Below are 14,371 nucleotides of genomic sequence, written 5' to 3' on the forward strand. Positions count from 1 at the left end.
CCTCGGCGATGTCGGGGGTCCGCGCGAAGATGGAGTGATGGCAGATGTGCTCGAGCGGTTCAGTCCTGCGACGCAGGACTGGTTCCGTGGCGCCTTCGCGGCGCCCACCGACGCGCAGGTCGGCGCCTGGCAGACCATCTCGGCCGGAAGGCACGCCCTCGTCGTCGCGCCGACGGGCTCGGGCAAGACGCTCTCCGCGTTCCTCTGGGCCCTCGATCGCATCTTCCGCGACAAGGCTGCCGAGCCGGCCCCCGATCCGAAGGCCGCCAAGAAGAAGCGCACGGATGCCGCGCCGCTCCGCACGAGAGTGCTCTACGTCTCTCCTCTCAAGGCCCTCGGCGTCGACGTCGAGCGCAACCTCCGGTCGCCGCTCGTGGGAATCGGGCAGTCGGCGCGTCGCCTCGGCATGCCGGCACCCGACATCGCGGTCGGGGTGCGCTCGGGCGACACCCCCTCGGCCGACCGGCGGCGGCTTCTCGCCGATCCGCCCGACATCCTGATCACGACGCCCGAGTCGCTGTACCTCATGCTCACGTCACAGGCGGCCGAGACCCTGCGCGGCATCCACACCGTCATCATCGACGAGGTGCACGCGGTCGCCGCCACCAAGCGCGGCGCCCACCTCGCCGTGAGCCTCGAACGACTCGACGCGCTGCTCGACAAGCCCGCCCAGCGCATCGGGCTCTCGGCGACCGTCCGCCCGATCGACGAGGTCGCGCGGTTCCTCGGCGGCGCCGCACCCGTCGAGATCGTCGCGCCCCGCGCCACGAAGGCGTTCGACCTCTCCGTCGTCGTGCCGATCGACGACCTCACGAACCCTCCGCCGCCGCCCGGCTCCCCCGCTCCGGGCGCAGAGCCCGAGGCGCCCGGACCGAACGACGACGACGGGGACGGCGACGGCAATTGGTACACGCCGCCGCAGTCGTCCGAGATGACCGGATCGGTGTGGCCGCACGTAGAAGAGGCCATCGTCGACCGCATCCTCGCCCACCGCTCGACGATCGTGTTCTCGAACTCGCGCCGCCTGGCCGAACGTCTCACCGGCCGGCTCAACGAGATCTACGCCGAGCGCGTCGGCATCGAGGTGCCCGACCCGACTGTCCCCGCCGCGATGATGGCGCAGGCGGGATCATCGGCCGGCGTCGCCGCGATCCTCGCGAAGGCCCACCACGGCTCGGTCTCGAAGGAGCAGCGCGCCCAGGTCGAAGACGAGCTGAAGTCGGGTGTGCTCCGCTGCGTCGTCGCGACGAGCAGTCTCGAACTCGGCATCGACATGGGCGCCGTCGACCTCGTCATCCAGGTCGAGGCGCCGCCGTCGGCGGCATCCGGACTCCAGCGCGTCGGACGCGCGGGGCACCAGGTCGGCGAGGTCAGCCGTGCCGCGCTCTTCCCCAAGCACCGCGGCGACGTGCTGCACACGGCCGTGGTCACCGAGCGGATGCTGGCGGGCCAGATCGAGGCCATCTCGGTGCCGCAGAACCCGCTCGACATCCTCGCGCAGCACACGATCGCCGCCTCGGCCGTCGCCACCCTCGACGTCGAGGGCTGGTACGAGACCGTCAAACGCTCCGCACCGTTCCGGTCGCTCCCGCGCTCGGCGTACGAGGCGACCCTCGACCTGCTCGCCGGCCGGTACCCGTCCGACGCCTTCGCCGAGCTCCGCCCGAGGGTCGTGTGGGACCGCGATGAGGGAACCATCGTCGGCCGCCCGGGAGCGCAGCGCATCGCGGTCACGAGCGGCGGGACGATCCCCGACCGTGGGCTGTTCGGTGTGTTCATCTCCGGCGAGGCGCGCAATGCCCGCGTCGGCGAGCTCGACGAGGAGATGGTCTACGAGTCGCGCGTGGGCGACGTCTTCACGCTGGGCACGACCAGCTGGCGCATCGTCGAGATCACGCACGACCGCGTCAACGTCCTGCCCGCCTACGGGCAGCCCGGCAAGCTCCCGTTCTGGCACGGCGACGGCCTGGGGCGCCCCGCCGAGCTCGGAGAGGCGCTCGGGACGTTCTCGCGCGAACTCGCCGCCGCGACGCCCGAGAAGGCGACCGAGCGACTCCGCGAATCGGGGCTCGACGACAACGCGATCGGCAACCTGCTCGCCTACATCGGCGAGCAGCGCGAGGCCACCGGCAGCCTGCCGACCGACAAGACCCTCACCGTCGAGCGCTCGCGCGACGAGGTGGGCGACTGGCGCGTCATCCTCCATTCCCCCTACGGCATGCACGTGCACGCTCCGTGGGCGCTGGCGGTCAACGCCCGCATCCGCGAGCGGCTGGGGGTCGAGGGCGCGGCGGTCGCCAGCGACGACGGCATCATCGCCCGTGTTCCCGACACGGATGCCGAGCCCCCCGGTGCCGAGCTGTTCGTCTTCGAGCCCGATGAGCTCGAACAGCTCGTGACCGACGAGGTGGGCGGGTCGGCCCTGTTCGCCTCGCGCTTCCGCGAGTGCGCGGCGCGGGCACTCCTGCTGCCCCGCCTGAACCCGAACAAGCGGTCGCCGCTCTGGCAGCAGCGGCAGCGATCTGCGCAGCTGCTCGAGGTCGCGAAAGAGCACCCCACCTTCCCGATCATCCTCGAGACCCTCCGCGAGGTGCTGCAGGACGTCTACGACTTGCCCGCCCTCCTGCGCCTGGCGCGCACGATCGGCGACCGGCGCATCCGGCTCGTCGAGACGACGACGAGCTCGCCCTCGCCCTACGCCCGCGATCTGCTCTTCGGATACGTCGGCGCTTTCATGTACGAGGGCGACTCGCCTCTCGCCGAACGGAGGGCCGCGGCCCTCTCGGTCGACCCTTCGCTGCTGAGCGAGCTGCTCGGCAAGATCGAGATGCGCGAGCTGCTCGATCCCGGCGTGATCGAGCAGTATGAACGCGAGGTGCAGCGCCTCGACCCGTCGCGCCGGGTCCGCGGGCTCGAAGGCGTCGCCGACCTCCTCCGCCTGCTCGGCCCGCTCACGGCTGCGGAGGTCGCGGAGAGGGTGGATGCCGCCTCGCTCGACGAGCGCGCGGGTGCCCGAACGCAGACCGCGCCGGCTCCGGCTGCCCCGACGGCGGTGGATGCCGCGTCGCCCGATGCCGATGCCGACACCGACGCCGACGGCGCCGACGAGCCGATCGACGCCGAGTCCGCACCGGCGACCGATCCCACCACCGAGGAGCAGGGAGCCGCGCTGCTCGGCCAGCTCATCGATTCCCGACGCGCGATCCGCGTCACGATCGGCGGCGTCGCCCGCGTCGCCGCGATCGAAGACGCCGGGCGGCTGCGCGACGCCCTCGGCGCAGCGCTGCCCGTCGGCATCCCCACCGCCTTCCTCGAACCCGTGGCCGATCCGCTCGCCGACCTCGTGGCCCGGTACGCGCGCACCCACGGCCCGTTCCGCACCTCCGACCTCGCCGCACGCCTCGGTGTCGGCACGGCCGTCGCCCGCCAGGCGCTACAACGCCTCGACTCCCAGGGCCGGCTGACGAGCGGGTTCTTCCTCCCCGAGCGGTCGTCCCACACGGACGATCTCGAGTGGTGCGACAGCGAGGTCATGCGGCGGCTCCGCATGCGCTCGCTCGCCGCGATCCGCGGGAGCGTCGAGCCCGTCGCCCCCGACGCCCTCGCCCGCTTCCTCCCCGTCTGGCAGCACATCGCACGTCCCCTCGAAGGCGTCGACGGCGTCCTCGCCGTGATCGAGCAGCTGGCAGGCGTGCCGCTCCCGGCGAGCGCGTGGGAGTCGCTCATCCTGCCGTCCCGCGTGCGCGATTACTCGCCGGCGCTCCTCGACGAGCTCACCGCGACCGGCGAGGTGCTCTGGTCGGGCCACGGATCGCTCCCCGGCCGCGACGGCTGGATCGCCCTGCATCCCGCCGACGCCGCGACCCTGACCCTCCAGGCCCCCGAAGACGAGCCGACGCCGTTCGAGCAGAGCATCCTCGACGCCCTCGCTGCCGGGGGTGCGTACTTCGCCGCCCAGCTGACCGCCATGATCGGCGCCGAGAACGAGCAGTCGGTCATCGAGGCGCTGTGGAACCTCACCTGGTCGGGGCGTGTGACCAACGACACCTTCGCGCCCGTCCGAGGGCTGCTCGGCGGGGGCTCCCAAGCCCACCGCACGACCCGCCGCACGCCCCGCACCCGCATGTTCCGCGGCACGCCGCTCGCCGCGGCCGGGCGCTCGGCGCCGCAGCGCCCACCCCTCGTCGGCGGACGCTGGTCGCTCCTCCCCCTCGCCGACGACGACGCCACCCTCCGCGCGACGGCGACCGCGAGCCTCCTCCTCGAGCGGTACGGCGTCGTCACCCGCGGGTCGGTGCAGTCCGAGGGAGTGCCGGGCGGCTTCGCGCAGACCTACCGGATCCTCGCGGGATTCGAGGATGCCGGGCACTGCCGCCGCGGCTACTTCATCGAAAAGCTGGGCGCCGCCCAGTTCGCCACCTCGGCGACCGTCGACCGGCTGCGCGAGTTCGCGTCGGTGCCCGAGCCCGCGCCTCTGCTCGGGCGGACGCTCGCGGCGACCGACCCCGCCAACCCCTACGGCGCCGCGCTGAACTGGCCCGCCCTCGAGGGAGTCACCCACCGGCCCGGACGCAAGGCGGGCGGCCTGGTCGTGCTCGTCGACGGCGCCCTGATCCTGTACCTCGAACGCGGAGGGCGCACCGCGCTCGTCTTCACCGACGACGACGACCTCCTCGCCGCCGCCGCCCGCAGCCTCGTCGAGACGGCGCGCGCACGAAAGCTCGACACCCTGACGATCGAGCAGGTCAGCGGGGCGTTCGTCTACACGACACCGGCAGGGCGCGCGCTCCGCGACGCCGGCTTCGTCGAGTCGCCGCGCGGCCTCACGCTGCGCCGCGGCTCCCGGGAGCCGCAGCATGCCTGAGGGCGACACCGTCTTCCGCGCCGCCCGCCGGCTGCACGAGGGGCTCGCGGGCGAAGTGGTCCGCCGCTTCGAGGTGCGGGTTCCGCGCAGCGCCCTCGCCGACCTCCGCGGCGAGACGGTCCACGAGGTGGTGCCGCGTGGCAAGCACCTGCTCATGCGCATCGGCGAGTACACGCTCCATTCGCATCTGAAGATGGAGGGGCGCTGGCACGTCTACCGCCCGGGCGAGAAGTGGCGCGCCCCCGCCTTCCAAGCGCGCGCGGTCGTTGGCACGGCGCCGGCGGATGCCGTCGGCTTCGAGCTCGCGATGGTCGAAGTGCTGCCCACCGCCGATGAGGAGCGCATCGTGGGCCATCTCGGCCCCGACCCGCTCGCCACCGATTGGGACCCGGCCGACGCCGCCCGCCGGGTCGCCGCCGATAGCCGGGCGATCCACGTGGCCCTCCTCGACCAGCGCAACGTCGCCGGCTTCGGCAACGAGTACGTTAACGAGATCCTGTTCGTCCGCGGCATCCGGCCCACGGCTCTCGCCGCCGATGTCGACACGGTGGGGATCATCGAGACCGGGGCCCGCATGATCCAGGCCAACCGCGACCGGCAGGGCCGGACCTTCACCGGCGACAGCCGTCCCGGTCAGCAGACGTGGGTGTACCGGCGCGAGCACAAGCCGTGCCGCCGCTGCGGCACCCTGATCGAGAAGTCCGACCTGGGCGCCCGCGCGACCAGCGAGCGCATCATCTTCTGGTGCCCGGTGTGCCAGCCCTGACCGGGCGCCACCTCCGTGCCCCCACGCCGCATCAGTCCTCCGGCGGCAGCCCCTCGATGCGGTAGCGCCGCTCGATGCCCGCCGTCGCGCGACCCCACTCGCTCTCGGGCAGGCGCCGCTGGTGCGCGCGGAAGGCCTCCGCGTCGGTGAAAAGCTCCTCGACCGACCAGGCCCGCCCGCCGCCGAGCGGGGTGATCTCGAAGAGCAGGCAGCCCGGTTCGGCGCGGGTCCGCTCGATGTGCGCGTCGAGGTGGCGACGCACGGCATCCGCTTCTTCCTGCGTGTGGCAGATCATGCGCCCCGACAGCCGCACCCCTCCGATGTCGACCATCAGTGGCCGATGTACCGGCCGGGCCGGTGGTTGAGGGCGAGCACGAGATTAAGCACCACAGCGCCTGCCGCGCTCATGACGACATTGGGCCACGGCACGACGAGCAACGCCAGAAGGATGATGATCACGTCGAACACCATCATCGTCCATCCCACGCGGATTCCGGTGGCGTCGTGCACGATCAGGGCGACGATGTTGATCCCGCCCAGGCTCGACCCATGTCGGAAGACGATGAGCAGGCCGATGCCGGCCAACAGGTTGCCGGCGACCGTCCCGAAGATCGGGTCGATCGACTCGACGCGGAAGAGCTCGTCGATGACGACCGAGAACGCCGAGACGAGCGCGACCGACACCGCGGTCCGCAGGGCGAAGCCCCAGCCGCGCTTCCACACCGCGAGCGCCGCGAACGGCAGGTTCACGACCGCGAACAGGAGCCAGAACGGCCACGCGACGGCGTGCGAGAGGAGCAGCGACAGCCCGGCCGTCCCGCCCGTGACGGCGACGCTGAGCTCGAGGAGGAACAGCCCCAGCGACACCGTGAAGGTGCCGGTGACGAGCCCCACGACGTCGTCGAGAACCGTGTGCGGTGCGGCCTCCTGCTCGAAGACGAGGGACGGAGCAGTCGTCGGGGAGACGGGGTCGAGCGGAGGGGAAGCGTCGGTCACCGGTACATCCTGCCAAACCTGATGTCATCCCCCTGTTCCGGATGTATTTCTGGGAATGAAATCCCCCCGCGGACGTTGTACCTGACAAGGAGGACTCGTGGGTAAGAACTACATCGACATCGAGAACGACCGAGGCGAAACGCTGCGCTACCGCAAGCACGTCAACGGACGCGGCTTGATCGCAAACGGCGCCAAGGTGCACCCCAGCGCATTGGTCGAAGCAGGCGCTTACGTCGAACCGGGCGCCCAGATCGCCGCAGGCGCCCACATCGGGCGCGGCGTGTGGATCGAGCCGGATGCCGTGATCGGCCCGAACGCCGAGATCGCACCGCACGCGCACATCGGTCCGGGAGCGGCTATCGGCCCCGGCGCGAAAATCGGCGTCCGCGCCTTCATCGGCGCCGGCGCCCGTGTCGCCGGCGAATCGCTGATCCGTGACGACGAGAACGTCGCTGACGGTGAACGCATCGCGACCGACCGGCGTGGGCTTCGCCTCGCCGCCTGACACCGAACGGCATCCTCGTGATGCCCTCACGAACGAACGGCATCCTCGTGATGCCCTCACGAACGATCGACATCCTCCGGGTGTCGGTCGTTCTCGTTAACCTCGGGGTGTGACGACGCGACGCCTGATGATCGGCGCAGCCGGTGCGCTCGCCCTGGCACTGGTGTGGATTCTGGTGCTCACCGCCCAGAGCGGCCCGTCGAGCCCTGACGCCCATCCGGCGGGGGCCCGTGAATACGCCGTGTCGTTCGTCTTCGACGGCGACACCGTCGAGGCCCGCCCCGTCGGCGGCGATCCCGCCGACGACGCCGAGCGCCTGCGCCTCATCGGCATCGACACTCCGGAAGGGACCCCCGAACCCGAATGCGGAGCTGATGCGGCCCGCGACCGTCTGCGCGCCCTCCTCCCCGAGAACGTTCGTGTGTGGGCTCTCACCGATCAGGAGGATCGCGATCGGTACGGGCGGCTGCTCGTCTACATCTGGACGGAGGAGGGCGCCTTCGTCAACGAGCAGCTCGTGCGGGAGGGGCTCGCCCGCACGATGCGCATTCCGCCCAACACGACCCGAGCGGCCGAGCTGGAGCGCGCCGAGCAGGCCGCCGAGCGCGAGGGCGCCGGCACCTGGAGCGCCTGCCCCTGACCCCGGCGCACCTGGACCCCACCCCTGAACCTCTGCCCCTGAACCCCGCGCCGCCGACCCGACTACGCTGAACGGCATGGCTGGACGCGGCGGACCCCCACGGAGAGGTGCTCGCCCGACCCCTCGCACGGGCGGCAAGAAGCCCGCACCGGCCCGGAAGCCGAAGCCCGCACCGGCCCCGGCCCCGCCGCCGCTGCTGTCGCCGGGGCCGTTCCGTCTCGGCGCGTTCCCGGGCGCGACTCCGGGCAAGTGGATCGACATCTGGAAGCAGCGGATGCCGCGCGTCGCCCTCGAGCTGGTGCCCCTCGACGTGTCCGGGCAGCGCGACGCGCTCCTCGGCGGAGACGTCGATGCGGCGCTCGTGCGCCTGCCCATCGAGCGGAGCGGGCTCCACACGATCCCCCTCTACGACGACGCCGCCGTGGTCGTCTGCGAGGCCCAATCGCACCTGACGGCCGCGGACGAGCTCACCCCGGCGGATCTCGCCGGAGAGGTGCAGATCATTCCGGCCGATGACGTGACCGGCATCCGGATCGACGGCACCGCCGAGCCCCGTTTCGCGCCGCCCGAGACCACCGCCGATGCGGTCGCGACCGTCGCCGCGGGCGTCGGCATCGTGATCGTCCCGATGTCGCTCGCGCGCCTCCATCACCGCAAGGACGTCACGTTCCGCCCGCTCCTGGGGGTGCCCGCCTCGGCCGTCGCCCTGGCCTGGCGCGAAGACGACGCCACGGATCTCGTCGACGTCTTCGTGGGCATCGTCCGCGGGCGGACGGCGAACTCGTCCCGCCACTGAGCGGGGCGCCGCCGATCTAGACTCGGACAATGGCTCCGCTCGTGTATCTCTGCGTCCGGCCGCAGGTCGACGCGGCAGACGGGGAGTACGCCTCGTTCCGCGCCGCGATGCAGGTCGACGCGTCGGGGCTCGACCGGTGGGACCTCGTCCACGACGCGCTGCCGGACGACGCCTTCGACCGCTGGCGGGGCTTTGTCGTGGGGGGCAGCCCCTTCAACACCACCGAGCCCGAATCCGCGAAGCCCGCCGCTCAGCGGAGCCTCGAGGAGGGGCTCGGCAGGGTCGCCCGGGCGGCCGCCGCCGGGCAGACGACCGCGCTGTTCACGTGCTTCGGCATCGGCGTCGCCACGCGCGCCCTGGGCGGCGAGGTGACCCGGGGGTACCCCGAGGACACCGGCCCCACCGGCGTCCGGCTCACGGAGGACGGACGACGCGACCCGCTCTTCGGGACGATGGCCCCGACGTTCACGGCGCTGACGGCGCACAAGGAGGGCGTCGCGCGGATGCCGGACGGCGCCGTGCTGCTCGCCACCAACGACGACTGCCCCGTCCAGGCCTACCGGATCGGCGATCGTCTGTACGCGACGCAGTTCCATCCCGAGCCCACGGGCGCGGCCTTCACTGAGCGCATGACGATCTACCGCAACGACGGTTACTTCGAGGCGAGCGAGTACGACCGCGTGGCCGCACGCGTGCTGGGCGCCGATCTGGCCGAGCCGCAGCGTCTGCTGCGGACCTTCGCGCACACGTTCTGACGACCGGCGCCGTCGTCAGCGCCGCGCGAGCGCCAGTTCGCCCCGACGGCCCGTGACCCACAGCACCACCGGCACGAGGAAGACGATCGCGGCGGCGACGAACGCGGCGACGCCGACCGGCATCGAGGCGGGCTCACCGCTCGTGCGGCCTACGCCGATCCAGGCAAGGCCCCACGCCATCGCCAGGGCAGGGGCGATGCGGCCACCGGTGCCGACGGCGATCGCCGCGCCGATGAGGGCGACGACCACGAGCACCGCGATCCCCCAGGTGTCGGCGGCGTCGCCCCACGATGCGGGAGCGACCTCCGCCGTCAGCCAGGCGGTCGTGTTCGCGACGGTCGCAAGGGAGACCCAACCGAGGTGCAGACCGACCGTGACGTCGGTGAGCAGGCTCTCGACGATCGTGCGGGGCGGATTCCGCACGAGGATGCGGATCGCGACGGCGAGGGTGATGAGCAGGAGGACGATCGTCGCGACGGTCACCGGGAGAGTCGTGAACTGCGCGGCGAGCAACCAGCATCCGTTGAAGACCGCCGACACCGCGATGACGTAGCCGACCCTCCGCTGCCGCTCGCTGGCCCGCTGCGAGGGGAGCGCCTGCCAGATCGTGTACGCGATCATGAACAGGTAGATGACGCTCCAGATCGAGAACGCCGAGCTCGCCGGCGCGAGGACGGTGGCGTCGGCCGACAGCGCCCCGCCCTGCAGGTCCTGCACGGGCGTGCCGCCGAGGACGCCCGCGCCGAACATCGCGGCGACCAGCATGAACACCGTTGCCGACACCACCACCACCTGGCGGGTGACGTCGGACCTCGTCGCAGAAGCAGAACTCATCATGCCGCCCACGGTATGCGGGCCGCGCGGGCGCCGCGACCTGTTGACAACGGCGCCCGCGCTGCTAGCGACGGATCAGAGCACGGGCCCCAGTACGACGGCCGACTCCGGTGCGACGGTGACCCCGGATGCCGCCGACTCGGGCGCGCGGGTCGCGACCCAGACCTCGCCTGCCGGCACCTCCCAGGGCTCCGGCGACAGGTTCACCACGATGCGGGCATCGCCGCGGCACAGCACGTAGCGACGGCCCGGCCCACCGAGGACGACCTCGCCGCCGCGCCCTGCCGGGCTCGGATCGGTGAGCTCGGGGCGTTCCCGCCGGAGGCGTGCGAGGCGGCGGTAGAGCTTCAGCAGCCGTGCGTGGTCGCCCTCCTGGGCCTCCGCCCAGTCGAGCTTCGACCGCTCGAACGTCTCGGGATCGTTGGGGTGCGGCACGATGCTCTCGTCCCACCCCATCTTCACGAACTCCGCGACGCGGCCCTTCGCGGTCGCCTCGGCGAGCTCCGGTTCGGGGTGGGACGTGAAGAACTGCCACGGCGTCGAGGCGCCCCACTCCTCCCCCATGAACAGCATCGGCGTGCCCGGTGCAGTCAGCGTGAGCACGGCGGCGATCGCCAGGCGATCGGTCGACAGCGTGGCGGTCAGGCGGTCTCCGGCGGCGCGGTTGCCGATCTGGTCGTGGTCCTGCGCATAGGTCACCAGGCGCCACGACGCGGCCTCGGCCGGCACCGGCTTGCCGTGGTCGCGCTCGCGGAACGACGAGTAGGTGCCGTCGTGGTAGAAACCCTCGGTCCACACCTTGGGGAGGGCCTGCGGGTCGGCGAAGTCCTCGTAGTACCCCACCGTCTCACCGGTGAGGGCGACGTGCACCGCGTGGTGCCAGTCGTCCGACCACTGAGCGGCCAGACCGTATCCGCCCGCTTCACGCGGCAGGAACATGATCGGGTCGTTCAGGTCGCTCTCGGCGATCAGGGTCAGTGGCCGCCCGACGTGCGCGCTCAGCGCGTCGGAGCGCTCGGCGATCTCCTGGAGGATGTGCACGGGGCTCGACCCCGACTCGTGCAGCGCATGCACGGCATCGAGGCGAAGACCGTCGACGTGATAGTCGCTCAGCCACATCAGGGCGTTCTCGATGATGAGGTCGCGCACGGCCTGCTCGTCGAGGTTGAGGCTGTCGCCCCAGGTGTTGCGCTGCGCGTCGCGGAGGTAGGGACCGTACTCGGGCAGGTAGTTCCCGCTCGGCCCGAGGTGGTTGTAGACGACGTCCTGGATCACGGCGAGACCGGCCGCGTGCGCGGCATCCACGAATCGCTGATAGGCCTCCGGTCCGCCGTACGTCTCCTGGACGGTGTACCAGAGCACGCCGTCATAGCCCCAGTTATGGGTGCCGTTGAAGCCGTTCACCGGCAGCAGCTCGATGTGGGTGACGCCGATGTCCACGAGGTGGTCGAAGCGCTGGATCGCCGCGTCGAGCGTGCCCTCCGGGGTGAACGTGCCGACGTGCAGCTCGTAGATCAGGCCGCCTGCGAGCTGGCGCCCGGTCCACGACGTGTCGCTCCAGGCGAAGGATGCCGGGTCGTACCAGGCCGAGGCGTCGTGCACGCCGCGGGGCTGGCGCCGCGAGCGCGGATCGGGGCGAAAGTCGTCGCCGTCGCCCAGCACGAAGCCGTACTCGTCACCGGAGGCGAGCTCGACGTCGGCCGTCCACCACCCGCCGTCGCCGGCGGTGAGGGCCAGGTCGTCGTGACCGGGGCGGCGGAGGCGTACCGCCGACACGCGCGGGGCCCAGACGTCGATGCTCATGCGGATGCTCCTGACTCGTCGGCCACCAGCAGCGCGACGGGGTAGTCGGTGAGGGTGTCGGACAGGCGGGCGTAGCCGGTGGTGATCCGCCCGGTCAGCGCATCGCGCCAGGTTCCTGCCGGAAGCGGCACGATCGTGTCGCGCCATCCGCCGGCTGCGGCGAGCCCGGCCGGCAGCCGGGTCGCGATGGCGATGACGCCGCCCCGGTCGAAGGCGACCGCGTGGTCGGCCGCGGCGCCCGATGCCGGGATCGGCGTGTACCGCGAGAACAGCTCGGGGCGGTCGCGGCGAAGGCGGAGCGCACGGGAGACGACGAGGAGCTTGGCGGCTCCCGAGTCGTCGACCGGCGGCATCCATCCCCCGTCGAGACGGGCGAGGAGGGCGCGGCGCTCGTCGAAGTCGACCGCGCGACGGTTGTCGGGGTCGACAAGCGAGTGGTCCCACAGCTCGGTGCCCTGATAGACGTCGGGAACGCCGGGGCCGGCGAGCTGGAGCAGCTTCAGGCTGAGCGAGTTCGACCGGCCGAGGTCGTTGATCTCGGCGACGAACGCGTCGACGAGGGGCCGCGCAGCGCCGAAGGCCGCATCGACGAGCGCGTGCATGCGCTCCTCGAAGGCCGTGTCGGGCTGCCCCCACGTCGTGCTCTCGCCGGCCTCGCGGGAGGCCTTCTCGGCGTAGGCGTGCAGTCGCTCGCGGCTGGCGGGCCAGGCTCCGACGATCGCCTGCCACAGCAGGTTGTCGAACGGGCCGTCTCCAGTGGATGCGACATCGCGCAGCGCGTCGAGCGTCTCGGCCCAGCGCTCGGGCATCTCGGCGAGGACGGACAGGCGCGCCCGCACGTCTTCGCTGCGCTTGGTGTCGTGGGTCGACAGCGAGGTCATCGCGTGCGGCCAGGAGGCCTGGCGACGAGCGGATGCCGCGTGGAATCCGTCGACGTCGAGCGAGAACACCGTCGGATCTCCGCCGACCTCGGTGAGCGAGGACAGGCGGGTCCAGCGGTAGAAGGTCGTGTCCTCGACGCCCTTGGCCATGACCGGACCGGTCGTCTGCATGAAGCGGCGGGTGAACTCGCCGCCCGGGTCTGCGAGCAGGAGCCGGGCGACCGATTCGGCGGCCGTGGCCAGCTCGGGGCGGCGCGCCGAGACGGCGGCGACGGCCGATGCCACGTGGGCGGCGCCGTCGGGGAGGTAGGCCCGGTAGACCGGGAAGGCAGCGAGCAGCTCGGCGAGGGCGTCGAGCCAGCGCTCCTCGGTGACGTCGGCGCCTCGATGGCCCTCGGGGATCAGCGCGGCGAGGCGGAGCAGCTCGGCGCGGAGGCCCTCGGTCGCCCAGACCAGCTTCGCGTCGTGCATCATCTCGGTGTAGTCGGGGGCGACGCCGCCGCGGAGGGCGACATCGATCGCGGCGAGCCCGTCGTTGCCCGAGGGGTCGACGAGCACGCGGTCGAGATCGGCCATCGCGTCGTAGCCGGTCGTCCCGGCCGTGGCCCACCATGCCGGCAGTGCCTCGCCGTGCTCGAGGATCTTCTCGACGAGCACGTACGCACCACCGGTCGCCGCGGCGAGGAGGTCGAGGTAGCCGCCCGGGTCGGCGAGACCGTCGGGGTGGTCGACCCGCAGGCCGTCGACGAGGCCCTCGCGGACCCACCGCACGATCTCGACGTGGCTCGCGTCGAAGATTTCGGGGTCCTCGACGCGCACTCCGGCGAGGGTCGTGACGGCGAAGAAGCGCCGGTAGTTCAGCTCGGTATCGCCGCGGCGCCAGAAGAGCAGCTCGTAGTGCTGACGCTCCAGCACGGCGGCCACGTCGGATGCGTCGACGTCGCCGAGCGAGCCGGGCGCGAGCGGGAACTCGTGGTCGAAGTAGCGGACCACGTCGGCGCGCTCGTCGATCGTGATCTCGCCGGCGGCGATGGCCTCGTCGAGTTCGGCGCCGAGCACCGGCAGGCGCAGGCGCCCGCCGAGGGCCCAGTTGATGTCGAACGCCGACGCGTGCGCCGACCCGGCACCGTGGCGGAGGACGTCCCACCACCACGGATTCTCGCGGGGGTCCGACACGCCCTGGTGGTTGGGGACGATGTCGACGAGCACGCCCAGGCCCTGCGAGCGGGCCGCCTTGGCGAACCGGCGGAGCCCCTTCTCGCCCCCGCGAGCGGGGTCGATCCGGGTCGGGTCCACGACGTCATAGCCGTGGTCCGACCCGGTCGTCGCCTGCAGGAGCGGTGACAGGTAGGCCCAATCCACCCCGAGCGCCTGGAGGTAATCGGCATGAGCCGCGGCATCGTTCAGATCGAACGATTCCCGGATCTGCAGCCGGTAGGTCGAGACGGGCGGGGTGGTCGAACCAGATCGCGAAGTCACAGCATCCTTCTCATGGTGATGTGCCCGCGGTGGGCACACGGCGTTCGAGAGC

Annotated in this window: 11 protein-coding genes; 6 read left to right on the forward strand and 5 right to left on the reverse strand. The window is 72.0% G+C overall.

Annotation, left to right across the window (positions count from 1 at the left end; translation table 11 throughout):
• Positions 1–37 precede the first annotated feature (37 nt).
• On the forward strand, positions 38–4,864 hold the full coding sequence (locus ACJJV7_RS02205) for a DEAD/DEAH box helicase (RefSeq protein WP_405371990.1): 4,827 nt from the start codon (positions 38–40) through the stop codon (positions 4,862–4,864).
• The gene (locus ACJJV7_RS02210) at positions 4,857–5,630 is read left to right on the forward strand and encodes a DNA-formamidopyrimidine glycosylase family protein (protein WP_405371992.1); all 774 of its coding nucleotides are present in this window, start codon (positions 4,857–4,859) and stop codon (positions 5,628–5,630) included. The genes ACJJV7_RS02205 and ACJJV7_RS02210 overlap by 8 nt, the downstream gene beginning before the upstream one ends.
• Positions 5,631–5,661: 31 nt before the next feature.
• Here the strand turns inward: ACJJV7_RS02210 and ACJJV7_RS02215 are convergent, their stop codons facing one another.
• Positions 5,662–5,961: a putative quinol monooxygenase gene (locus ACJJV7_RS02215; protein WP_405371994.1), complete on the reverse strand. Its 300-nt coding sequence runs from the start codon at positions 5,959–5,961 to the stop codon at positions 5,662–5,664.
• Complete coding sequence (locus ACJJV7_RS02220; RefSeq protein ID WP_405371996.1) at positions 5,961–6,626, reverse strand: YitT family protein; 666 nt, start codon at positions 6,624–6,626, stop codon at positions 5,961–5,963. The genes ACJJV7_RS02215 and ACJJV7_RS02220 overlap by 1 nt, the downstream gene beginning before the upstream one ends.
• A gap of 97 nt (positions 6,627–6,723) precedes the next feature.
• On the opposite strand from ACJJV7_RS02220, the gene ACJJV7_RS02225 reads away from it, so the two are divergent.
• From ACJJV7_RS02225 to ACJJV7_RS02240, 4 genes are all read left to right on the forward strand, one after another.
• Complete coding sequence (locus ACJJV7_RS02225; protein WP_405371998.1) at positions 6,724–7,131, forward strand: transferase; 408 nt, start codon at positions 6,724–6,726, stop codon at positions 7,129–7,131.
• Positions 7,132–7,240: 109 nt separating this feature from the next.
• Positions 7,241–7,771: a thermonuclease family protein gene (locus tag ACJJV7_RS02230; protein WP_405372000.1), complete on the forward strand. Its 531-nt coding sequence runs from the start codon at positions 7,241–7,243 to the stop codon at positions 7,769–7,771.
• Between the two features lie 76 nt (positions 7,772–7,847).
• Positions 7,848–8,567 carry a LysR substrate-binding domain-containing protein gene (locus tag ACJJV7_RS02235; RefSeq protein WP_405372002.1) on the forward strand — a complete coding sequence of 240 codons (720 nt, stop codon included), beginning with the start codon at positions 7,848–7,850 and terminating at the stop codon, positions 8,565–8,567.
• Between the two features lie 29 nt (positions 8,568–8,596).
• On the forward strand, positions 8,597–9,322 hold the full coding sequence (locus ACJJV7_RS02240) for a glutamine amidotransferase-related protein (RefSeq protein ID WP_405372004.1): 726 nt from the start codon (positions 8,597–8,599) through the stop codon (positions 9,320–9,322).
• A gap of 15 nt (positions 9,323–9,337) precedes the next feature.
• On the opposite strand, the gene ACJJV7_RS02245 is transcribed toward ACJJV7_RS02240, so the two are convergent.
• The 3 genes from ACJJV7_RS02245 to treY all read right to left on the reverse strand — a co-directional run bounded on the left by ACJJV7_RS02245 (position 9,338) and on the right by treY (position 14,319).
• Complete coding sequence (locus tag ACJJV7_RS02245; RefSeq protein ID WP_405372006.1) at positions 9,338–10,159, reverse strand: tryptophan-rich sensory protein; 822 nt, start codon at positions 10,157–10,159, stop codon at positions 9,338–9,340.
• 72 nt (positions 10,160–10,231) lie between these two features.
• On the reverse strand, positions 10,232–11,959 hold the full coding sequence (gene treZ / locus ACJJV7_RS02250) for a malto-oligosyltrehalose trehalohydrolase (RefSeq protein WP_405372008.1): 1,728 nt from the start codon (positions 11,957–11,959) through the stop codon (positions 10,232–10,234).
• Positions 11,956–14,319, reverse strand: coding sequence for a malto-oligosyltrehalose synthase (gene treY / locus ACJJV7_RS02255; RefSeq protein ID WP_405372010.1), 2,364 nt, complete (start codon positions 14,317–14,319; stop codon positions 11,956–11,958). The genes treZ and treY overlap by 4 nt, the downstream gene beginning before the upstream one ends.
• Positions 14,320–14,371 lie beyond the last annotated feature (52 nt).

Source organism: Microbacterium sp. Ld4, from assembly GCF_045066555.1.
GTDB lineage: Bacteria > Actinomycetota > Actinomycetes > Actinomycetales > Microbacteriaceae > Microbacterium.